Source organism: Gluconacetobacter entanii (genome assembly GCF_003206495.1).
In the GTDB taxonomy this organism is placed as follows: domain Bacteria; phylum Pseudomonadota; class Alphaproteobacteria; order Acetobacterales; family Acetobacteraceae; genus Novacetimonas; species Novacetimonas entanii.
Genome location: NZ_NKUF01000008.1, coordinates 1 through 21,410 on the forward strand (window position 1 = coordinate 1; position 21,410 = coordinate 21,410).

18 protein-coding genes, 2 tRNA genes and 1 pseudogene are annotated in these 21,410 nt (G+C 62.4%); 9 read left to right on the plus strand and 12 right to left on the minus strand.

What is annotated here, in order from left to right; translation table 11 throughout:
* The 7 genes and pseudogenes from CFR72_RS05305 to CFR72_RS05340 all read left to right on the plus strand — a co-directional run.
* Window positions 1–217: pseudogene (locus CFR72_RS05305) on the plus strand (transposase); the annotation flags it as partial.
* Between the two features lie 302 nt (window positions 218–519).
* Window positions 520–1,008, plus strand: a complete 489-nt coding sequence (locus CFR72_RS05310) for a DUF6998 domain-containing protein (RefSeq protein ID WP_208629972.1) — start codon at window positions 520–522, stop codon at window positions 1,006–1,008.
* A gap of 1,251 nt (window positions 1,009–2,259) precedes the next feature.
* Complete coding sequence (locus tag CFR72_RS05320; RefSeq protein ID WP_167400307.1) at window positions 2,260–4,017, plus strand: diguanylate cyclase domain-containing protein; 1,758 nt, start codon at window positions 2,260–2,262, stop codon at window positions 4,015–4,017.
* Window positions 4,018–4,040: 23 nt separating this feature from the next.
* The gene (locus CFR72_RS05325) at window positions 4,041–4,763 is read left to right on the plus strand and encodes a putative bifunctional diguanylate cyclase/phosphodiesterase (RefSeq protein WP_244182186.1); all 723 of its coding nucleotides are present in this window, start codon (window positions 4,041–4,043) and stop codon (window positions 4,761–4,763) included.
* A gap of 50 nt (window positions 4,764–4,813) precedes the next feature.
* Window positions 4,814–5,035 carry a hypothetical protein gene (locus CFR72_RS05330; protein WP_110912983.1) on the plus strand — a complete coding sequence of 74 codons (222 nt, stop codon included), beginning with the start codon at window positions 4,814–4,816 and terminating at the stop codon, window positions 5,033–5,035.
* Window positions 5,036–5,132: 97 nt separating this feature from the next.
* Entirely contained in the window at window positions 5,133–5,375 is a 243-nt protein-coding gene (locus tag CFR72_RS05335) for a hypothetical protein (protein WP_146220654.1), read from the plus strand.
* Between the two features lie 244 nt (window positions 5,376–5,619).
* Window positions 5,620–7,218, plus strand: coding sequence for a B12-binding domain-containing radical SAM protein (locus CFR72_RS05340; RefSeq protein WP_110913056.1), 1,599 nt, complete (start codon window positions 5,620–5,622; stop codon window positions 7,216–7,218).
* A gap of 352 nt (window positions 7,219–7,570) precedes the next feature.
* Here CFR72_RS05340 and CFR72_RS05345 read toward each other — a convergent pair.
* The 5 genes from CFR72_RS05345 to CFR72_RS05365 all read right to left on the minus strand — a co-directional run bounded on the left by CFR72_RS05345 (window position 7,571) and on the right by CFR72_RS05365 (window position 9,113).
* A tRNA-Arg gene (locus CFR72_RS05345) sits at window positions 7,571–7,647 on the minus strand.
* A 27-nt stretch (window positions 7,648–7,674) separates the two neighbouring features.
* Window positions 7,675–7,980: an ETC complex I subunit gene (locus tag CFR72_RS05350; protein WP_110094263.1), complete on the minus strand. Its 306-nt coding sequence runs from the start codon at window positions 7,978–7,980 to the stop codon at window positions 7,675–7,677.
* Window positions 7,981–8,000: 20 nt separating this feature from the next.
* A tRNA-Pro gene (locus CFR72_RS05355) sits at window positions 8,001–8,077 on the minus strand.
* 182 nt (window positions 8,078–8,259) lie between these two features.
* Window positions 8,260–8,745, minus strand: a complete 486-nt coding sequence (gene gpt / locus CFR72_RS05360; protein ID WP_110912985.1) for a xanthine phosphoribosyltransferase — start codon at window positions 8,743–8,745, stop codon at window positions 8,260–8,262.
* Window positions 8,745–9,113 (minus strand): tRNA-binding protein, encoded by a 369-nt coding sequence (locus tag CFR72_RS05365; protein WP_233042995.1) that lies wholly within the window; start codon window positions 9,111–9,113, stop codon window positions 8,745–8,747. The genes gpt and CFR72_RS05365 overlap by 1 nt, the downstream gene beginning before the upstream one ends.
* A 109-nt stretch (window positions 9,114–9,222) precedes the next feature.
* Between CFR72_RS05365 and CFR72_RS05370 the strand changes: the two genes are divergently transcribed.
* Together CFR72_RS05370 and CFR72_RS05375 are read left to right on the plus strand one after the other, a co-directional pair.
* Window positions 9,223–10,533, plus strand: coding sequence for an MFS transporter (locus tag CFR72_RS05370; protein WP_408869957.1), 1,311 nt, complete (start codon window positions 9,223–9,225; stop codon window positions 10,531–10,533).
* Between the two features lie 117 nt (window positions 10,534–10,650).
* A complete protein-coding gene (locus tag CFR72_RS05375) occupies window positions 10,651–10,887 on the plus strand; it encodes a CsbD family protein (RefSeq protein WP_048859340.1) in 237 nt (78 codons plus the stop codon).
* A 76-nt stretch (window positions 10,888–10,963) separates the two neighbouring features.
* On the opposite strand, the gene CFR72_RS05380 is transcribed toward CFR72_RS05375, so the two are convergent.
* From CFR72_RS05380 to CFR72_RS05410, 7 genes are all read right to left on the minus strand, one after another.
* Window positions 10,964–11,752 (minus strand): MgtC/SapB family protein, encoded by a 789-nt coding sequence (locus tag CFR72_RS05380; protein ID WP_110912987.1) that lies wholly within the window; start codon window positions 11,750–11,752, stop codon window positions 10,964–10,966.
* Window positions 11,753–11,948: 196 nt separating this feature from the next.
* Window positions 11,949–12,323, minus strand: coding sequence for a hypothetical protein (locus CFR72_RS05385; RefSeq protein WP_110912988.1), 375 nt, complete (start codon window positions 12,321–12,323; stop codon window positions 11,949–11,951).
* A 284-nt stretch (window positions 12,324–12,607) separates the two neighbouring features.
* The gene (dnaE, locus tag CFR72_RS05390; RefSeq protein ID WP_110912989.1) at window positions 12,608–16,039 is read right to left on the minus strand and encodes a DNA polymerase III subunit alpha; all 3,432 of its coding nucleotides are present in this window, start codon (window positions 16,037–16,039) and stop codon (window positions 12,608–12,610) included.
* 52 nt (window positions 16,040–16,091) lie between these two features.
* Window positions 16,092–16,796 (minus strand): ABC transporter ATP-binding protein, encoded by a 705-nt coding sequence (locus CFR72_RS05395; protein ID WP_110912990.1) that lies wholly within the window; start codon window positions 16,794–16,796, stop codon window positions 16,092–16,094.
* Window positions 16,789–18,036: a lipoprotein-releasing ABC transporter permease subunit gene (locus CFR72_RS05400; RefSeq protein ID WP_110912991.1), complete on the minus strand. Its 1,248-nt coding sequence runs from the start codon at window positions 18,034–18,036 to the stop codon at window positions 16,789–16,791. Before CFR72_RS05400 ends, CFR72_RS05395 begins: the two co-directional genes overlap by 8 nt.
* A gap of 5 nt (window positions 18,037–18,041) precedes the next feature.
* A complete protein-coding gene (proS, locus tag CFR72_RS05405; protein ID WP_110912992.1) occupies window positions 18,042–19,361 on the minus strand; it encodes a proline--tRNA ligase in 1,320 nt (439 codons plus the stop codon).
* Between the two features lie 338 nt (window positions 19,362–19,699).
* Window positions 19,700–21,343: a ribonuclease J gene (locus CFR72_RS05410; protein ID WP_110912993.1), complete on the minus strand. Its 1,644-nt coding sequence runs from the start codon at window positions 21,341–21,343 to the stop codon at window positions 19,700–19,702.
* Window positions 21,344–21,410: the final 67 nt, after the last annotated feature.

Consider the following 21,410-nt stretch of genomic DNA (forward strand, 5'->3'; position numbering starts at 1 on the left):
CGCCATGGGAAAATGGACCCTCGAAATCATCAGGCGGTCCGATACGACGAAGGGCTTTCAGATCCTGCCGCGTCGCTGGGTGGTGGAACGGACATTCGCCTGGCTGGGACGGTGCAGGCGGCTCGCCAAAGATTGGGAAAAGTCCATTGCGTCCTCAACCGCATGGACATTGATCGCCTCGATCCGCATGCTCACACGACGGACAGCAAGGCATTGTCAAGCTTGGAAAACTTTCGGATCGGGCTCTTATAAGCGCTATATAAGGCACAATCTCGGCTTTAAGGCCCCGCGCGGCTGGGGGTGGCTGACCAATCCAAGGAAAGCCGCCTACAACCGCGCTTATTACCGGAAAAACAAACTGTGGAATGGCCTTCTGGGGTGGGTGATCATCGGGTTTATTGTGGCAGTGCTACTTGGAGCATTCCATTAATACCCTGCAAAGAATAGTGGTGGGGGCGAGGGTGCGGCTTCGCAAATGAACGCTACCAAAGAGATCTGCACAATGCAGAAGGAAGCCTTTTGACTGCCATAGCTGAGATCCCCGTCCTCATAGCTCAGCTCTATCAGATCGTGGATCGGCTTGAGCAGATCGTCCCAGGCCGGAAATTCACGCCTGACGGACATCTGGTTGGGAGCATCGGGGAAGCGGTCGCGGAATACAGCTACGGCCTCACATTACTGCCTGCGTCGTTTAAGCAGTATGACGCGATAGGTGCCGAAAGCCGTCACGTTCAGATCAAGCTGACACAGGGCAACTCCGTCGCCATCAGCTATGCCTGCGATCACCTGCTTGTCCTGCATCTCGATCGACATAAGGGCTTCTCGGAGGTCTATAACGGCGCCGGGGCACCGGTATGGGATCAGATCCACCATAAGGCCGACCATGGGCGCCAGAGGTCGATCCGCCTTACCCAGTTGCGGAAGATCGCTGCCCTATCCCCTTCGCCTGCCATTCCACAGATCCGGCCCTTCCCGTCCCTGCAGAACAGCGATCACAAAGTGGCCTGATACGAGGGGTCTATCCCCTTCCCTCAAGACAGCCTAGCAGTCCCTTGCTCGACTGATTGGAGCACATATAGAGTGGCTCGACATGAATACGTAAACGAGGAATAGCATGGCTGAACGGAAGCTTTTGCGTCTGCATCTGCTTGCACGGTCAGTCCCTTTCACCGCATGGCTCAATAGCCGGGTGTTTTATTCGCAGGCCACCCGACAGAGGGCACCTCATGTAAAAAAGCGCTACGACACGCCGACAGGCAGCCAAATCGAAAACCGGAAACCGGGCAAGATACGCATAACCCCTCCCCTGACACACCCCCATCACTGCCCATGGATTTCCTCCAGACAGTTCCTGAAGTCGAGCAGCAGCCTTTTCATGTCACAGGTCCCTATCGTGCATTTGAGGACCTTGCGCCCATTCCTGATATTCCAGATGGTTATCGATTCTATCTGTTTTATTGCATTGGGATTGTTATGCGGCCGCACTCGTCTATCTGGTAACTGACATCTATTGGTGGCGGCCTGGCAGTAAAATACACGATGAAGGATGGATAAAAACCCCAGAAATGTATTCACCAACCGGGTGATTTCATAAACGGCATGCTCCTCGTAATTCCTGTCGATGAATTCAAGATTTATCAGTGATCGTCGCATGATATCCAGAATCGGGTCAGCGGGGATCCCCACTGGTCGTTTCCCTGTTCGTGCGGTGCGAATGAGGCGCGCGACGCCCCTTATGCCATGCCAGGGTTTCATTTCATAAAAACACGGGATCAATCGTGGCCAGTCACGAACTGGCGGGATTGCTGTGCGCACCGGCAACCTTTGCCTTCATCGGGCGTTCCACCGGAACATGCGCCCCGCCATCATGACGGCCGCCTGAAATACCGATGCACTGAAATGGGGACAGAGTGGCAACCGGATAGATTTGGAGGAATATTTTCCTAATTACATCCGATTCCATGGTCCTGACATGTTTGACATATTAACGCCATATTCATGACCGAGTTTGCCACAGGAGACAACAGGACCTCGTCCTTCGTGGGCAAGATCGAAAAAACGCTTATGTGATCGTATATTAATCGAACCTGATCAGAACGGGTCACCTTTGTCTTTCCTGAACCGGCACATAACCCCGGTGGCATGCGCCTGATGTCTGACAAGGATGCGGCCGCACGGGACAGGGGAATAACAGAAATGTCCGCGATAGGTCCGCATCAACTGCGAAAATCCCGGCAGGCTCCAGAAAATTTGGGAATCGTGATCGTAGATGATGACAATGCGATCGTTGTCTTTAACGACATGGCCGAACGCATGTCCGGACATGCCCGCGACAACGTCATCGGACATCACAGCAGCACGGTCCTGCCCCCGGAAATCCACACTTCCGAAACCAATAATTCCCTTTCCTCCACAGGTGAAAAGCCAACCGGTCCGCTGCGTGCCGGCCTGCACAGGCTGAGCGTCACGCGCCATGACGGCACGTGTTTCAATGCTGAACTCGAGGTCTCCCAACTGCAGGTGGGGGATCGCCGCCTGCATGTCATTACGCTGCGTGATGTCTCGCCTGCCGCAGGGCATGTGCTTTCGGACGGGATCTGCGCGACCATCGTGCACGAGACGGATCGTGGCATTGTCGTCCTGGATGCCGAAAGCCGGATTTCCCATGTCAATCCGGCTTTCGGCATCCTGTCGGGATATTCCGAAGATGAAGTTGCCGGCAATGATTTTTCCATCCTGTTTTCCGGCCATGGACGCGACATCCGCACCCTGCAGCAGTTCCGCCAGCAGGTCAGCGAAGGCAGCAGCTTTGAAATAGACATCCAGGCGCGCCGCCGCGATGGTGGCAATATCTGGCTGCGCGCGGCCGCGACACCGGTCCATGACGCGCATGGCGTACTGGAACAGACCATCGTCATCCTCAGCGACGTCAGTCGCGACCGCGACCTGCGCTACCTCCAGCAGGACGTGGTGGAGGCGCTGGCCAGCGGACTGTCGCTGCGCGAGGTGATGGATTTCATCTGCCGCCGCATCGAACGCATCGTCCCCGACGTGCAGGCGCTGGTGATGATGACTGAGGATGGGAAGGTCATGCATCCCATCGGCCGCGCCTCCCTGCCCAAGGCCGTGGTGGCGCAGTATGACGGCGCACGGATCGGTCCCGCCGCCGGATCCTGTGGCACGGCGATCCACCGGCATGAAGAGGTCATCGTGCCCGACATCGCCACCTCCCCGCTGTGGGAAGGGCTGGCCGATGTGCCGCTGGAACACGGGCTGCACGCCTGCTGGGCACGGCCCATCATCCTGCGCGACGGGCAGGTCTCCGGCGCCTTTACGCTCTTTTCCCCCGAACCCGGGCATCCCAGCACATGGTGCCGCCGCGTTGTCGGGGCGTGCGTGCATCTGTGCATGCTGGCGATCGTGCAGGAACATGCCCGGCAGTCCATCGACAGGCTGGCGCATTACGATGGCCTGACCGGCCTGCCGAACCGCGCCTGGCTGCGGCAGTACTGCACCCAGACCCGGCCACATCCCGCGCCACGGGTCACGATGGTGCTGAACCTGGACCGTTTCCAGAAAATCAACGAGGCAATGGGCCACGCCGTGGGTGATACGTTGCTGATGGAGGTCGCGCGCCGCCTGCGCAGTACGCTGCACGCGGGTGACATCCTGACCCGCACCGATGGCGACGAATTCGTCATCATGACGGAAACCGCGCCGGAACAGGCCGCGGTCCGGGCGGAACGGCTGCTGCGGATCCTTGATGCCCCCCTGATGGTCGAAGGGGTGGAACTTCGCCCCAACGCCAGTATCGGCATCAGTATCAGCGATGCCATCGACCCGGTCGAAGACATGAAGACGGTGATGAAGCATGCCTACTCCGCACTGTCACAGGCCAAGGAAGCGGGCCGCAACTGCTATCGTTTCTTCAGCCCGGAAATGAACCGCGCGGCGGAAGACCGCATCACCCTTGCCGCCGCGCTGCGCCGCGCCGCGCCATCAGGGAAGACCGGCTGAGCCTTGTCTACCAGCCACAGGTAATGACCGGCACCGGACGGCTGCATGGGGTGGAGGCGCTGGCGCGCTGGATCGACCCGGAACTGGGCTTCATCTCCCCCGGGCGCTTCATCCCGCTGGCGGAGGAAACGGGACAGATCGAGATTCTGGGCGAATGGTCGCTGCGCACCGCATGCCGGCAGATGACATCATGGATGGCGCAGGGGATCGACGTGCCCATCGTGTCGGTCAACCTGTCGGCCATCCATTTCCGTGACCGCAACCTGCCCGCCACCATCGCGCGCATCATGGATGAAACCGGCATGCCGCCCGAACGGCTGACGATCGAACTGACCGAAAGCACCATGATCGACAATTTCGAACAGACGGTCGAGATCGTCACCGCCATCCGCGCGCTGGGCTGTGGCGTGTCGATGGATGATTTCGGCACCGGTTTTTCCAGCCTGTCGAACCTTGCCAGCCTGCCCGTCAGCGAGGTCAAGATCGACCAGAGCTTCATGAAGGGATTCGAGGAACCCTCCGGCAAGGTCTATTCGGTGGTGCGCGCCATCGTGCATATCGGGCAGAGCCTCGGCATGACGGTGGTTGCCGAAGGGGTGGAAACGCAGGCACAATACCAGCTTCTCAAGGCCATGCAGTGTGATGTCATCCAGGGCTACCTCTTTTCACGCCCGCTGCCGCCTGCGGAACTGGCACAATGGTGCACGGCCTCCACATCACGGACCCCGCCACCGGTACATGCATAAGGATCCCATGCGCCCCCTTCCCTCACTCCCAGTCGCCCAGCAGGACAGACATGAAGCAGCATAAGGTCATGCTGGGCACGCGCGTGCTGTATCAGGCCGCGCAACTGTCACATGCGCAGCGTTTTGCCGCCGCCCGCCGGGCGGAGGGACTGGACTGCCATGTCGTGCCCGACACCACGACACGCGCGAAACGGGTGCGGATCAATTCGATTACGGGAAAGCCCTATTGCGGTTCCCCGCCCGAGGGAAGATTTTCCGACAAAACAGAATAAGACAGACCTGAATCTCGAATATAACCAGACCGGTCTGGTACGCGTTGTCGTTCCAGCCTGTGCCATGGGCATGGGTGAAACGACAAAGAGCGCGATCATGTCAGACGAGTCACCTGAACCGCCCCTCTTTCCCATCATGGACTCCGGTATCCCGCAATGGGCCCATGCCAGCCTTGCCCGTCAGTACGCTGATATCCTTGACGAACCTGTACCGCCGGAACTGCTGGCCCTACTTGCCGATGAAGACCCGTCCCCGGCGGAGGCGCCCGCCACAGACGGCGACGATACCCCTGAAATACAGCCAGTCAGGGACGATACCCCGGTCTCCGCGATGGCCTGAGACCCGGCATCAGGCCGTCGCCTGAAACCGGGCGACACCTGATGCCATCAGTACCTTCTATCGCCATTGTGGTGCAGAGGGTGTAGAAGCACCCCTCACCCAGATGGAAGATCCATATGCCGACTGTTCGCCGGACCACTGCCTCTTCATCAGATGTGGATCCATCCATCCGCAGTCCCCGCACCACAAGCCCGGAAAGTCGTTTCCGGCATATACGGCCGCTGGCATGCGGGGTGGCCGCGCAATGACCGAAACATGCAAGGTCCTGATGGTCTTTCCGCGTTTCAACGCGGGTTCATTCTGGAATTACAAGGAAGCCTGTGATCTGGCCGGTGCCCGTTATCCGGCCGCACCGCTTGGCCTGATTACCGTTGCCGCCCTGCTGCCGAAACATTGGGATGTCAGGCTGGTCAACCGCAATACCGAAACCCTGACCGACGCGGATTTTGCGTGGGCCGACATGGTGATGACCGGCGGGATGCTGCCGCAGCGCAACGACGCGCAGCATATCATCGAGATGAGCCACGCCCACAACAGGCCGGTGGTGGTCGGCGGTCCCGATGTCACGTCAAGCCCGGCGCTCTATAGCGGTGCGAATTTCCAGGTCCTTGGCGAGGCCGAGGAGATCATGGGCGACTTCATCGCCGCCTGGCGCAGGGGCGACCGGCAGGGCGTCTTCGAAGCCCCGATGGGGAAGACCGATGTCACCAAAAGCCCCCTGCCGCGCTTCGACCTGCTGAAATTCGACCAGTATCTGCATGTCGGCGTGCAGTTTTCGCGTGGCTGCCCGTTCAGTTGCGAATTCTGCGACATCATCGAACTGTATGGCCGCACGCCGCGCACCAAGACGAATGAACAGGTGCTTGCGGAACTCGATGCGCTGTATGCCCTTGGCTATCGCGGGCATGTGGATTTTGTCGATGACAACCTGATCGGCAACAAGAAGGCGCTCAAGAAATTCCTGCCGGACCTGAAACGCTGGCAGGCGGACAGGAAATATCCGTTCGAATTCTCGACCGAGGCATCGATCAACCTTGCGGACGATGCCGACCTGCTGCGCAGCCTGTCGGACACGAATTTCTTTGCGATCTTCGTGGGGATCGAAAGCCCCGATACCGATACCCTCGTCATGACGCAGAAAAAACAGAATACGCGGCGCAGCCTGCAACAGAGCATCGAGACGATCCACAAGGCGGGCATTTTCGTGAATGCCGGCTTCATCGTCGGATTCGACAGTGAAAAGGGCAGCGTCGCCAGCGGCATGATCGAATGTATCGAGGATACGGCGATCCCGGTCTGCATGGTCGGGCTGCTTTATGCCCTGCCGACCACGCAGTTGACGCGGCGACTGCTGTCCGAAGGACGCCTCTTCCCCGCCGATGACCAGACACAGTCTGGCGACCAGTGCACGGCCGGCCTGAATTTCGAGACGCTGCGCCCGCGCCGTGACGTGCTGAACGATTACCGGACGGTCCTTCGCACGATCTATGACCCGGTGGCCTATTTCGGCCGTGTGCGGCGTCTGGGCCGGATGCTGAAGCGCACGCGGGCGCATCGGATGGTAAAGGGCGACCTGCGCAGTTTCTTCCGGCTGCTGTTCCGCATCCACCGCTCCGGCCCCGGAACAGGCAGGCAGTTCTGGCGCATGATGCTCGATTGCGCGCTGCATAACCCGAAGGCGCTGCCTTATGTGGTCATGACCAGCGCGCTTTACCTGCATCTCGGCCCGTTTGCGCGACAGGTCGCGGGGGAAATTGACCGCGAAATCGCGGATGTGGATCAGGGACGCTGGCATGCCCCCATGCCCCAGAAAGTTCCGGACATCGTGCCTGTGCCCGCCTGATCCGGGGCGGGCCTGCGATGGGGCAACCGGCCTGTGTTGCCCCGTTCTGAGGCCATGCGGGTGGCTGCTGCGTTATGGCTGGAGTCGGACCCACAAGGGGGACGGAGTCACTGTGGCCGTTATGGATCCGGGCGTTCTTACGGCACACGCATCGGCTGCGAACAGGCATGACGTTTCCTGAAGCTTTTTGAAAAAAGCTTCACCAAAAACTTTCATTTTTATCAGTGGGTTGTTTGCGGACAATCGCCCGGCGCTTTCAGCCGGGTGAAGGGGCATGGCACGTCAGGGCCGCAGCATACTGCAAACCATCTGCAAACCGTGCAAACTTTTTGACGGCTAAGTCGTTGAAAAATGGCGCGCCCTGTTGGATTCGAACCAACGACCCACAGCTTAGAAGGCTGTTGCTCTATCCAACTGAGCTAAGGGCGCGGAGCACTGCCTTGTGCCAGATGGAAGCTAGTGCGTCCAGTTCTGGATACGGTCGGAGCGGAAATTATCGGCATACGCTTTGGGTTTGCGGATGCGTGGAACAGGCAGTTCCAGATCATACCCGATATTGTTATGCCGGGCATAAGCCACGGCGGCATCCTGTGTCGGGAACTGCAGGCGTAGCTGCGACAGTGTATCGCGGCTGCCGGTCCATCCCATCAGGGCATCGACATGCCGGGGCTGGGTCTGGCCGTATTCCAGCACCCAAGTATGGGTGTTGGCCTGACCCGACTGTGTGGCCGTCTTTGATTCCTGATAAATCCGGGCACGCATCAGAACGATCTCCCATATGGTGGTCGGGGCGCCCGGACTCGAACCGGGGGCCTCGTGTACCCAAAACACGCGCGCTACCAGGCTGCGCCACGCCCCGTCACCATGTGGGGGAAGCTATGTGTCATTGGACGCGCTGGCAAGCACCTTATTGAAAAAAATATCGCTTCAGGTGCCCTCATGACAACCCGCCCGTCCGGGAAAAGACGCTGCCGTGACAACGCATTCCCGTGAACGCCACGAACGGGCCACGAAACCGTCCCCGCCTGCGCGCCCGATGCGTCAGGACCGGGGCGTGTCGTCCCTGCGCGCCAGCGGCGGGATGAACAGCGGCGCCGTATCCCACGGGAACAGCACCCAGGTTTCCTGCGGCACCTCCACCACGAACATGTCCGTCAGCGCACGCCCCGCCGGTTTCGCGTACAGGCACGCAAACAGCGCCTTGGGCAGCAGTCCGCGCACGACCTGCGCCGTGACGCCGGAATCGACAAGGTCGTCGATGATCAGGAACCCTTCGCCATCGCCCGCCGCCTCGGGCCGCTTGATGACGGTGGCCTCGCCCTGCTTTTCCTCATCATAGGTCACGACGGAGACCGTCTCGATCAGGCGGCAGTCCAGTTCCCGCGCGATGATCGCAGCCGGGATCAGGCCACCGCGCGTAATCGCCACGATCCCCCTGAACGGACCGCGCGGCATAAGCTCCGCCGCAAGCTGGCGGGCATCGCGATGAAGCTGGTCCCACGTAACAGTCGCATAACTGGTTGCCATCAGAACAGTTTTCCTCCGTCGGGGACGCGGCTGTCCGGACGGATCAGTACGGCCTCCCCTTTCTGGTCACGCATGCTCAGGGTCAGGACCTCGCTGCGGAAAGGCCCGATCTGGCGCGGCGGCACATTGACAATCGCACAGACCTGCCGCCCCGCCAGCCGTGATGGCGTATAGCGGTGATTGACCCGCACGGCCGACGTACGCGCGCCAAGATGCGGCCCGAAATCGATTCGCAGCCGGTAGGTGTCATGATACGTATCCGGAAGCGGGCTGGCCTCCAGTATCGTGCCAACCCGGATGTCGAGGTGCCCGTCCATCCCGCCACTGGCGGAAGCGTCCATTACGGGGGGCTGCGCAAGGTCTGTCATGGGAATGTTTCTGCCTGTGTTCGCGTCATCTTGTAAACCTGCGATCATTCCTTTTCGATAGGGAATTCGTGTCGAATTCGACCCCCTGGCTGCTATAGCGTAAGGCATCATGACGCGATCGAAGAATTTTCCCACCACACCGGCCGGTACCGCACCACAGGCCGGTGCCGATGGGGACGCCACCCCCGCAGCCGACGCCACACCGGCGGGCAGGCTTGTCCAGCATCCGGGACTTCTGGCGTTCCTGATGGCACGGACATCATCCTCCTTTTCCTCATGCGTGCAGGCGGTGGCCGTGGGGTGGCAGATCTATGCCCTGACCCACAGCGCGCGCGCCCTCGCCTTCGTGGGACTGGCGCAGTTCCTGCCCATGATCTGCCTGACCATGGTGGCCGGGCACGCGGCGGACCACATGAACCGTCGCCGCATCGCCATGACCTGCCAGACGATCGAGGCCATATCCACGCTGGTCATGGCCATTGCCGCGTTCGGGGGATGGACGACGCCGGCCATGATCTATGCCATGGTCATGGTGTTCGGCGCGGCGCGGGCGTTCGAAATGCCGTGCCAGCAGACCTTCCTGCCCTCCATCGTGCCGCCGCACATGTTCCCGCGCGCGGCGGCGGTGTCGTCGTCGCTGTTCCAGGCGGCGGCCGTCACCGGCCCGTCGGTGGGGGGGCTGCTGTACGGGGTGGGGGCCGGCATGTGCTACATCGTCTGCGCGCTGGGCTTCGGGGCCGCCATGGTGGGCACGTTCCTGCTGCCGCTGCGCAACATGGCGCGGGCGCGCCAGCCACTTTCGGTCTCCATGTTCGCGGAGGTGTGGCGGTTCATGCGCCAGCGCCCCGACATGCTGGGCGCAATCTCGCTGGACCTGTTCGCCGTGCTGCTTGGCGGGGCGACGGCCATGCTTCCGGTCTATGCCAGCGACATCCTGCATGCCGGGCCGACCGGACTGGGCCTGCTGCGGGCCGCCCCGGCCATTGGCGCGGTCGGGTGCGCCCTGTTCTTTGTGTGGAAGCCGCTCAACCACCGTGCGGGCGCGTGCATGTTCGCCGCCGTGGCGACATTCGGCGTGGCGACCATCGTCTTCGCCTTTTCCACCTCCATGCCGCTCTCCGTCCTGGCACTTGCGGTCCTTGGGGCGGCGGATGTCATCAGCGTGGTCGTGCGCGGGGCGCTGGTGCAGTTGCGCACCCCCGATTCCATGCGCGGGCGGGTATCCGCCGTCAACATGCTGTTCATCGGGTCGTCCAACCAGTTGGGGGAATTCGAAAGCGGGATGCTCGCCTCCCTCGTCGGCCCGGTGGAGGCCGTGGCGCTGGGTGGGGCGGGCACCATCGTCGTGACCCTGCTGTGGATGCGGATGTTCCCGGGACTGCGCCGCCTCGACCGGCTTGACGATATCCACGCGGGCTGAGGCGCAACAAAACTACACGTCCTGCGAGTATGTTTTTTATTGCATATCAGGGATGCATTATGCTCATCTCATGGTGGACGCCCATTAAAGTGCGGCCACCATCAAGGAGAGAGTGACATGTATCAGTTCACGGACATGCTCTTTGCAAAGACGAACATTCTGATGGGGCAGCTTAAACACGAAATTGGACGTGCTGCCGGCAGCAGGAACCTCCAGGCACGGGGCATTGCGCAGAAACGTCGCGGCCGCCGCCACACCGAACGGGTGGACCGCATCCATCAGGCCATCCTGGAACAGGGTGGCGCCTATGACCTCGGGCGGGACCGGCGCGCCCACCTGATCCGCTTCCAGTAACGCCCGGCTTTCCCCTTACCCTGGCCCCGGCATCGCATCTGCATGCCGGGGCTTTTTCATGTCCTCTCCCCTCTTTTCAGTCCAGTTGCCCGTCCTCCAGCGTGCCCACCGCCACGATACCGGGCAGTTCCGACAGGGCGGCGACCAGACGCGACACCTGCTCGCTCCCACTGACCTGCATCGACAGGCGCACCTGCCGCCGCGGTGCGGAGGCCGCGGCGGGGATTCCGATATCGGTTCCCTCATAATCCGCCTGGTCCTGCACGGCCTCCCGCGCGGTGGCAAAGGTATCGTCGCGTTCGATGCGCACATGATCGACCCCGAAGCGCAGGCGGGTACATTCCACCAGGATATGGCGCAGCACGCCCCGGCCATCGACGTAGGTGACGCTGACATTCGTGGTGGCCAGATGTTCATGCGGGATATGGCGCAACAGGCGCGGGAATATGAACATGATGATGAAATGTCCCACGGTCGTGGCGATCGCCAGCGCCAGCAGCCCCGCCCCGCACGCCATGCCAAGTGCCGCCGTCAGCCAGACCGAAGCCGCTGTGGTCAGGCCACGCACCACATTGCGGCGCATGAAGATCACACCGCCACCGATGAAGCCAATGCCCGAGACGACCTGTGCCGCGACACGCGACGGGTCAAGGATGACGCGCCCGTTTTCCAGCACGTTGTTAAAGCCGTATTTGGACACCAGCATGAACAGCGCCGCCGCCACGCCAACCAGGGTATAGGTCCGCAGGCCCGCACTTTTCTGACGGATCTCGCGCTCCAGCCCAACCAGTCCCGACAGCACGAAAGCAAGGCCGAGTTCCCCCAACTGGGTCCACCCCTCCCCCGCCGCATGCGTCATGATCATGAAAACATCAGCACCAGGCTATAAATATCCAACGCATGGCATCGCCTGCCTGTATCGGGACATGTCCGCCATGATGGCGCACCTTTATTCCATGCTCCATCCCATTCCCACGGCAGCAATGGGAATGGGGGCAAGCCATGGCAGAAACACCAGATATACAGGCGGGATTTTCATCTCCCCCTCTCCTCCGGGGCCTTTACCGGGCCTCGTCAGGCACCCGTAGCTGCCTTTTCTTGCGATCACGGGCGCATAGCGGCACGATATCCTTCAGGATTTCCATTGCCGCCGGGGCGGACAGGCCGGTCTCGTCCGAAAATCTCCTGATTTCCTCGGGGGAAAACAGGGAATGGATCACGGCCTCGGTCGTGGGGCCGGGCCTGTCCTGCACCTGCCAGTGCGACACCATGTCCATGATTTCAGGGGTGCGCGACCGTGCCTCCAGCCGCGTTGGCTGGTCCTTGCGCGTGATGGGGCCGAGTATTTCATTCAATACGGTAATCAGGCCGGACTGGTCCCCGGTCGCCCCCGTCAGGAAATCGCCGGCACGGGTAAAGAAATTCGATTCAGTCATTGAGTGTCTCCCCTTTCTGGGAATTACATCGGATGACCTGTGCGCAACGCCACGTCCCGGACGGGAGTTTCCCGATGGGGCGTTCACGCTCCCGCGTGGTGTGGCGGATGGGTGTGGAGAGGTTCTGTTCTTTTTGAAAAAAGAACCAAAAAACTTTTGTTCGTAACAGGAATAAATTGTCGGTCGATTTTCACTGAAAACAGAATAAAGTTTTTGGTGAAGCTTTTTTCAAAAAGCTTCGAGAGAACGCCGCCTTTTGAAAAAGGCGGCGCCCGAACACTGCCTTAAAACTGTTCGACCCGGCCCACGCCCTCGATCGACTTGATCATCTGCGCGATACGCGGCGTCACGCGGTAGCGTTCGCCAAGTGTCACCTCCACATCGCGCGTTTCCGCGACCGAAGGCAGCAGGATGATGCGCCCGCGCCCCCCGCTATGCCCCTGCAGGATGTCGCGGATCGGTGCGATGGCGTCCGCACGGTCAAACCAGATCCGCAGTTCCGCGGCAGCATCGGCGGCGGCCTGTTCAAGCTCCATCACATCGGACGCGGTAATGCGCAACGCCTCCCCATCAAGGCGCAGGTCCGCCGTCACGACAACCGCGTTCCCCGCGCTGAGGATTTCGCGCGAGCGTGACAGGACTTCGGAAAAGAACGTGACCTCGCACCCGCCGCTGGCATCCGACAGGCGCACCCACGCCATCTTGTTGCCGGTGCGCGTGGGCCGTTCCTTGCGGTCAACCACGCATCCCGCAATCTTCACCCGCGTAATGCCCGCCGCCGCAGCCGCCTCCAGCCCGGTGGATTTCACAACACCCAGACGCCGCATCAGCGGGCCATAGGAATCCAGAGGGTGCGCCGTCAGGTGGAACCCGATGGCGTCGGCCTCCATGTTCAGGCGATCGAATTCGGGCCAGTCCGGAACCGATGGCAGGCGCAGCGTCTCCCGCGTGGGCGCGCCGCCCCCACCGCCGCCAAACAGGCCGATCTGCCCGCTGGCCGCTTCCTGCGCATGGGACTGCGCGCGGCGCAGCACCGTCTCGGCCGAGGCACAGGCCTGCGCCCGGTTGGGCAGGATCGTGTCGAACGCCCCCGCGCGCGCCAGGTTTTCCAACTGCATCTTGTTGACATTGCGCGGGTCGATGCGCGCGGCAATGTCCGCCATGTCGGCAAACGGACGATCCCCCCGCACGGCGACAAGCGCCTGCATCGCGCTCAGCCCGACCTTCTTGACCGCCGCAAGGGCGTAGCGGATGCCATATTCCCCGTCCGGCAGCTTTTCCACCGTGAAATCCGCGCCAGACGCATTGATGTCGGGCGGCAGGACCTTGATGCCCAGACGTTCCGCCTCCTGCCGCAGGGCGGCAAGCTTTTCGGTCTTTTCCCGCGCCAGCGACATGCACGCGGCAAGGAAGGCCACCGGATGGTTCGCCTTCATCCACGCCGTCTGGTACGACACCAGCGCATAGGCCGCCGCATGGGATTTGTTAAAGCCATAGTCGGCAAATTTGGCCATCAGGTCAAAGACCTCGACCGCCTTGTCATGGTCGATGCCGCGCTTGGTCGCCCCTTCTGTGAAGATCACGCGCTGCTTGTCCATTTCCGCGCGGATCTTCTTGCCCATCGCGCGCCGCAGCAGGTCCGCGCCGCCAAGACTGTAGCCCGCCATCTTCTGCGCGATCTGCATCACCTGTTCCTGATAGACCATGATGCCATAGGTCTCGGACAGGATATCGCGGATTTCCTCGTGCGGGGGTTCCCACGGCTCGCCATGCTTGCGCCGGCAGTAATCGGGGATGTTGGCCATTGGACCCGGTCGGTACAACGCCACCGCCGCAATCAGGTCCTCCAGCCGTGTCGGGCGCATCTGCTTGAGCACGTCGCGCATGCCCGCGCCTTCGAACTGGAACACGCCGCCGGTATCGCCACGCGCCAGCATGTCATAGGTCAGCTTGTCATCAAGCGGCAGTGCCGCGAGATCCACGCTTACGCCAAGCGGCTCAAGGAACTGCACCGCGCGCTGCAGGATCGTCAGTGTCGTCAGGCCAAGGAAGTCGAACTTGACCAGGCCCGCCTGCTCCACGAACTTCATGTTGTACTGCGTCACCAGCATGTCGCTCTTGGGGTCGCGATACAGCGGCACGAGTTCGACGAGTTCGCGGTCCCCGATCACGACACCGGCCGCATGGGTGCTGGCGTGGCGGAACAGGCCCTCAAGCTGCAGGGCGATTTCCATCAGGCGGCGCAGGGTCTCGTCACTGTCGCGCATTTCCTGAAGGCGCGGCTCCCCGTCGATCGCCTGCTTCAGCGTGACCGGCTTGGCCGGGTTGTTGGGGATCAGTTCGGCGACTTTGTTGACCATGCCGAACGACAGGCCCAGCACGCGCCCGACGTCGCGCACCGCCGCGCGGGCCTGCAGCTTTCCGAACGTGATGATCTGCGCCACGCGGTCGGGACCGTATTCCTGCCGGACGTAGCGGATGACCTCGTCACGCCGGTCCTGGCAGAAATCGATATCGAAGTCAGGCATCGACACGCGTTCGGGGTTGAGGAAACGTTCGAACAGCAGGTTGAACGGGATCGGGTCGATATCGGTAATCGTCAGCGCCCATGCGGCCAGCGACCCCGCACCCGAACCACGCCCCGGCCCGACCGGGATGTCATGCGCCTTCGCCCACTGGATGAAATCGGCAACGATCATGAAATAGCCGGGGAAGCCCATGCGGGCGATGATGTCGAGTTCAAAGGCCAGCCGTTCTTCATAAATCCGGCGTGTCTCATCATCGACATTCATGCGCGCAAGCCGACGTTCCAGCCCGTCGCGCGCCATGCCACGCAGGGTCTCCTCCTCCGTCGCACCCGGCGCCACCTTGGGGCAGACCGGCAGCAGCGGCTTGCGCGTCTCCACCTTGACGGCGCACAGGCGCGCGATCTCCAGAGTGTTGTCGCAGGCCTCCGGCAGGTCCGCGAACAGTTCACGCATCATGTGCGGCGGCTTGAACCAGTGTTCGGGCGTCACGCGCCAGCGGTCCTGCTCGGCCATGGTGCGCCCCTGCGCGATGCACAGCAGGGCGTCATGCGCCTCGTACATGTCGGGACGGGGGAAGAAGCACTCGTTCGTCGCCACCAGCGCGATGCCCATGCGATCGGCCAGCGCGATCATCCCCGGTTCCACCGCACGTTCGGCCGATAGACCATGACGATGCAGTTCCACCGCCATATACCGCCCGAAGGCCTCGTGCAGCCGCGCCAGCAGGCGGGCGGCGTCGGCCTCCAGCCCTTCGGCCAGCATGCGGAACAGCGGCCCGCGCGTGCCGCCGGTCATCAGGAACAACCCGTCAGCGCGTTCGCACAGAAGGTCGAGCGGCACCGTCGGTTCATCGGTTTCATGCTGCAGGAACCCGGCCGAGGACAGGTACTGCAGGTTCATCAGGCCGGTTTCGTTGCGCGCCAGCAGGACCATCGGTTCCGCCGGGCTGCCCGGCTTGTCGGAGCGCGCGGGCAGCGCGATCTGGCAGCCGATGATCGGCTGGATCCCCTTCTTGGAGCAGTATTGCGAGAATTCCAGCGCGCCGAACATGTTGCCCGTATCGGTGATCGCGACACCGGGCATGCGCATTTCATGCGCAAGGCTGACGATTTCGGGAACGCGGATCGCCCCCTGGCTCAGCGAGTAGGCGGAGTGGACACGCAGGTGGATGAAATCGGCATGGGACATGGCCGCATCCTATCGCAGCGCGCAGGTACGCGGCAACGCCCTATCCACCCGCTCAGGCGTCGGTGGGCACGACCTCCAGCAGGCGCCCGTCACGCAGGGTCACGATACGGTCCATGCGCACCGCAAGGTCCATGTTGTGCGTGGCGATCAGGGCCGCGACCCCATGGTCACGCACCATCGCGATCAGCGCGTCGAACACCGTGTCCGAGGTCTGCACATCAAGGTTGCCCGTCGGTTCATCCGCCAGCAGGATGCGCGGGCGGTTCGCCAGCGCGCGCGCAATGGCCACGCGCTGCTTCTCCCCCCCCGACAGCTTGCCCGGCAGGTGGTCCAGCCGGTGCGACAGCCCGAACGCGCCCAGCAGTTCATCGGCGCGCGCGCGTGCATGGCGGCGCGACACACCCGCGATCATCTGCGGCAGGATGACGTTCTCCCGCGCCGTGAATTCCGCCAGCAGGTGATGGAACTGATAGACGAAGCCAATGCGGTCGCGCCGGATTTCCGTACGCTGCGCATCATTGAGCCGCCCGGCATCGACCCCGTCGATCACCACGCGCCCCGCATCGGGATGTTCCAGAAGCCCCGCAAGGTGCAGGAGCGTGGATTTGCCCGTGCCCGAGGGGGCAACAAGGGCAACGATCTCGCCGGGATGCAGCACGAGGTCCGCGCCATCAAGCACGCGCAGCGTCTCCTCCCCGCTGCGGTAGGAACGGCTGACCTGCTCAAGCTGCAGCGGCGGCGTGGTGTGGTCATTCATGGCGCAGGGCCTCCACCGGGTCGGTGCGCGCCGCGCGCCATGACGGATACAGCGTCGCCAGCAGCGACAGCACCAGCGCCATGGCGATCACCTCGAACACCTGCGACCAGACCAGCTTCGCCGGCAGGTGTTCAAGATAGTACACCTCCGCATTGAACAGGTCCGTGCCGGTAATCTTCTGCAGGCCCTGGCGGATACGTTCGATGTTGAGGCAGAAGACAATCCCCAGCACCGTGCCCGCGATGGTGCCCGTCACCCCCACCGACGCCCCGCACATCAGGAAGATGCGCATGATCGCCCCGCGCGTCGCGCCAATGGTGCGCAGCACGGCGATGTCGGCGGTCTTGTCCTTGACCATCATGATGAGCGAGGAGATCACGTTGAACGCCGCGACAAGGATGATCAGCGTCAGGATCAGGAACATGACATTCTGTTCCACCTGCACCGCGCCGAAGAAGGCATTGTTGCTCTGTGTCCAGTCCATGACGCGCACCGGCGTGCCGCCAAGCGCCTGCTCGATGCTGGTGCGGATCGGGCCGACATTTTCCGCGTCACTGGTCATGACCTGGATCTGCGTCACCTGATGCGGCATCTGGAAATAGACCTGCGCCGCATGCAGCGGCAGGAAGACATAGCTGGCGTTGTAGTCATTCACGCCCGCATCGAAAATCGCGATCACGCGATAGGCCCGCACCCGTGGCATGGTGCCAAACGCCGTCGCCGCCCCGTTGGGCGACACCAGCGTCAGGCGCGCGCCCACGGTCAGGCCCGCGCGTTCCGCCAGCGTCGTGCCGACGACAATGGTATCGTCCGACCCGAACTCATCCAGCGATCCCGCCACGAGGGAATTGCTGATTTCCTTCAGCCCCCGCAGGTCGTCCTGCGTCATCCCGCGCACAAGGCCGCCCGCGTTGTAGCCCCCGGAATTGAGGAGCACCTGCGCCTCGATCAGGGGATTGGCGGCCTCGACCCCGGCCACCTTGCGGATCCGCCCTGCCAGCGTGTCATAGTCGGTGATCGTGCGCGACACGCCATAGACGCTGAGATCCCCGTTCAGCCCCAGTATCCGCCCCAGCAGGTCGGCCTTGAAACCGTTCATGACCGACATGACGATAATCAGCGTCGCAACACCCAGCGCGATGCCCACAAGCGAGAAGATCGCGATGACGGAGACGAACCGCTCCCCCCGCCGGGCATGCAGGTAACGCCCGGCGACGGCACGTTCAAAGGGGCCGAACATGCGGATCAGGCACCCACGCCGATATGCGCCAGCACCGCGTCAACCGGCAGTTCGCTGCGCTCGCCACTTGCGCGGTTCTTCACTTCCACGACCCCGGCCTTCGCACCGCGCGGGCCGACGATCACCTGCCACGGATGGCCCATCAGGTCGGCATCCGCGAACTTCACGCCCGCACGCTCCGCACGGTCGTCATACAGCAGGTGTTCGGGGGCTGCGGCATAGAGGCGTTCGCAGATTTCATCGCACTGCGCATCCCCGTTCTTGAGATTGATGATGACGGCGGCAAAGGGTGCGACCGTCTGCGGCCAGATGATGCCCTGCTCGTCATGGCTGGCCTCGATGATGGCTGCGACAAGGCGCGAGACGCCGATGCCATACGACCCCATTTCGGGGAACAGGGGCGCGCCATCGGGACCGCTGACGGAAATATCCATCGATTCCGTGTATTTGCGGCCAAAGTGGAAGATGTGCCCCACCTCGATCCCGCGCCCTTCGCGGCGACGCTCGGGCGGCACCTTCGCCCACTGTGCCTCGTCATGCTTTTCGTCCGTCGCGGCATAGAACGAGGTCATGCGCGCGAAGAATTTCGCCAGTGACTCACGGCTGGAGATATCCACTGCTTCGGACAGCCAGTCCTGCTCCTCGAACGCGCCGTCGAAGAACACGCCGCTTTCGCCCGTCGGCGCAAGGACAAGGAATTCGTGGCTGAGTTCGCCACCGATCGGCCCGGTATCGGCCACCATCGGGATCGCCTTCACACCAAGGCGCTGGAACGTGCGCAGGTAGGCCAGCATCATGCGGCGATAGGAATCCACCGCCGCGTCATAATCCACGTCGAAGCTGTAGGCGTCCTTCATATAGAACTCGCGCCCGCGCATCACGCCGAAACGGGGGCGCACCTCGTCACGGAATTTCCACTGCACATGGTACAGCACCTGCGGCAGTTCGCGATAGGACTTGACCACCTGCCCGAACAGGTCGGTCACCATTTCCTCGTTCGTCGGTCCGTACAGCAGGTCGCGTTCGTGGCGGTCACGGATACGCAGCATTTCCGGGCCATAGGCGTCATAGCGGCCCGAACGCTTCCACAGTTCGGAGGACTGCAGCGTGGGCATCAGCATTTCCTGCGCCCCGATGGCGTCCTGTTCGGCGCGCACGATGTTGGCGATGTTGCGCAGGACCTTCAGCCCCGCTGGCAGCCACGCATAGATCCCGGCGGAAGTCTGGCGGATCAGGCCAGCCCGCAGCATGAGGCGGTGCGAGGTGATCTGCGCCTCTGCGGGGTTTTCCTTGAGTGTGGGAAGAAAGCTGCGGGACAGACGCATGTGCGTATCAACCTTATATTCAGAACCGATCCAGACGGCGCGAACCGTAACCCAATAAGACCGGGCGTGGAATGGGGCATATGCACGCCCAATGGCGGCGGGTTGCACCACCACACCCAAGCGTGATCGGAAACGCCGCTCCCGGCCGTTCAACATCCGCGTGAGGCAGGTGACACGCCCCGCCGCCCATGTCTACATTACCGCCACGATCCGAGTGTCGAAAACGCCGCCGGGTTTAGGGAAAAACGTCCTATAAAAAAGAAATGGCAGGAGACGGTGCGCTGTCTCCTGCCATTTCAAATTCACCGCCACGCAAGGCGCGGCGGGATGCAAGGGGATCAGACCCGCAGCAGGTGCACATCCACCAGCGGACGCTTCTGCAGCTTGCGCCCCAGCGCGCGACGCAGCGCCGTCTTGGCCGCATCGCGGAACGTGACGTCATTTTCACGCAGTTCATCAGGGATTTCATCCAGCGCATTGCCGAATTCTTCCGTCACGCGCGCGGTCTCGGGGTCTTCGGCATCCAGCAGGCCCGGCGCGCTGACCTTCGGGTCACCGATCAGGTAGCCTTCCTCGTCCACCGCGAAACTGCCCAGCACAACGCCGTTGAACAGCATGCGCCGGCGCGCCGACAGCACGCCGCCATTCATCTGCAGCAGGCGCCCGCCATCAAGGACAAGCCGCCCCGTCGGCGCGGTATCGACCACGTCGAAGGAGGCATCCTTCATGTTCAGGATGTCGCCGTCTTCCAGCAGGACCGGCGTGATGTCGAGTTCCTGCGCAATCGCGGCGTTGGCCGTCAGGTGACGCCATTCGCCATGCACGGGAACAAGGTATTTCGGCTTCACCATTTCATACAGGCGGCGCACGTCGCCCCCCGTCGCATGGCCCGACACGTGCACCAGATGGTCACGGTCGGTAATCACGTTGATCCCGCGCCGCGTCAGGTTGTCCTGCACCTGGATGACCGCCTGCTCGTTCCCCGGAATCATGCGGCTGCTGTAGATGACGTTATCCCCCTCGCCCAGCGAGATGTTGGGATGCGTGTCCACCGCGATGCGCGACAGGGCGGAACGCGGTTCCCCCTGGCTGCCGGTCACGATCAGCAGGAGCTGGTTGTCGGGGACGGAGTTGGCCTCCTGCTCCGACAGGAACGGAGGAATGTCCGAAAGGTAGCCGCACTCACGCGCCGCAACCTCAAGGTTGCGCAGGGAACGGCCCACGACGGCGACGACACGGTTGGCGGCGATCGCGGCCTTTGCAATCGTTTCCACGCGCGCGACGTTACTGGCGAAACAGGTCACCGCGACCCGCCCCTCCAGCGTCGCGACCAGCTTCGTCATCTCGCGGCGGACATCGGCTTCGGACGCGGACGGGCCTTCGGTGCGGACGTTGGTGCTGTCGCACACCATCGCCAGCACACCCTCGCGGCCCAGTTCCTCGAACGCGGCGATGTCGGTCGGCGGTCCCACCAGCGGATGGGGGTCGAATTTCCAGTCGCCGGTATGGATCACGATCCCCTGCGGCGTGCGCAGGACAAGGGCCTGCGCCTCCGGCACGGAATGGGTGACGGGGATGAAGCGCAGGTCGAATTCGCCAACGGTGAACGCGCCACCAGTCGGGATCGTGTGGATGGGCACCTGCTGGAGCAGTTGCGCCTCCCCCAGCTTGCGCCGCAGCACGGCGGCGGCAAACGGCGTGGCATAGACCGGGCAGCCCAGTTGCGGCCACAGGTGGGCCACGGCGCCCAGATGGTCCTCATGCGCGTGGGTGATGACCAGACCGACCAGATCCTTGCGGCGTTCGGCGATGAAAACCGGATCAGGCAGCAGGATCTCGGCCTCCGGCGTGTCATTGCCGCTGAAGCCGATGCCACAGTCCACCGCCAGCCAGCTATCGCCCTGGCGGTAGAGGTTGAGGTTCATCCCGATTTCGCCTGTTCCCCCCAGCGGGAGAAATTCCAGTGCGGTCATGTCATTCATATGATACCCTTCTGTACACTGTTCATATTTCCATTTTCAGACAGGCAGGGGCGCACCCCCCACCAGA

Bases quoted from the DNA above. Each gene is read 5' to 3' on its own strand.
- proS (WP_110912992.1), bottom strand. From the start codon at position 19,361: ATGCGTCTGTCCCGCAGCTTTCTTCCCACACTCAAGGAAAACCCCGCA.
- gpt (WP_110912985.1), bottom strand. From the start codon at position 8,745: ATGGCAACCAGTTATGCGACTGTTACGTGGGACCAGCTTCATCGCGAT.
- CFR72_RS05395 (WP_110912990.1), bottom strand. From the start codon at position 16,796: ATGAATGACCACACCACGCCGCCGCTGCAGCTTGAGCAGGTCAGCCGT.
- CFR72_RS05400 (WP_110912991.1), bottom strand. From the start codon at position 18,036: ATGTTCGGCCCCTTTGAACGTGCCGTCGCCGGGCGTTACCTGCATGCC.
- dnaE (WP_110912989.1), bottom strand. From the start codon at position 16,039: ATGTCCCATGCCGATTTCATCCACCTGCGTGTCCACTCCGCCTACTCG.
- CFR72_RS05340 (WP_110913056.1), top strand. From the start codon at position 5,620: ATGACCGAAACATGCAAGGTCCTGATGGTCTTTCCGCGTTTCAACGCG.
- CFR72_RS05375 (WP_048859340.1), top strand. From the start codon at position 10,651: ATGTATCAGTTCACGGACATGCTCTTTGCAAAGACGAACATTCTGATG.
- CFR72_RS05385 (WP_110912988.1), bottom strand. From the start codon at position 12,323: ATGACTGAATCGAATTTCTTTACCCGTGCCGGCGATTTCCTGACGGGG.
- CFR72_RS05410 (WP_110912993.1), bottom strand. From the start codon at position 21,343: ATGAATGACATGACCGCACTGGAATTTCTCCCGCTGGGGGGAACAGGC.
- CFR72_RS05370 (WP_408869957.1), top strand. From the start codon at position 9,223: ATGACGCGATCGAAGAATTTTCCCACCACACCGGCCGGTACCGCACCA.
- CFR72_RS05380 (WP_110912987.1), bottom strand. From the start codon at position 11,752: ATGATCATGACGCATGCGGCGGGGGAGGGGTGGACCCAGTTGGGGGAA.
- CFR72_RS05330 (WP_110912983.1), top strand. From the start codon at position 4,814: ATGAAGCAGCATAAGGTCATGCTGGGCACGCGCGTGCTGTATCAGGCC.
- CFR72_RS05350 (WP_110094263.1), bottom strand. From the start codon at position 7,980: ATGCGTGCCCGGATTTATCAGGAATCAAAGACGGCCACACAGTCGGGT.
- CFR72_RS05365 (WP_233042995.1), bottom strand. From the start codon at position 9,113: ATGACAGACCTTGCGCAGCCCCCCGTAATGGACGCTTCCGCCAGTGGC.
- CFR72_RS05335 (WP_146220654.1), top strand. From the start codon at position 5,133: ATGTCAGACGAGTCACCTGAACCGCCCCTCTTTCCCATCATGGACTCC.
- CFR72_RS05325 (WP_244182186.1), top strand. From the start codon at position 4,041: ATGACCGGCACCGGACGGCTGCATGGGGTGGAGGCGCTGGCGCGCTGG.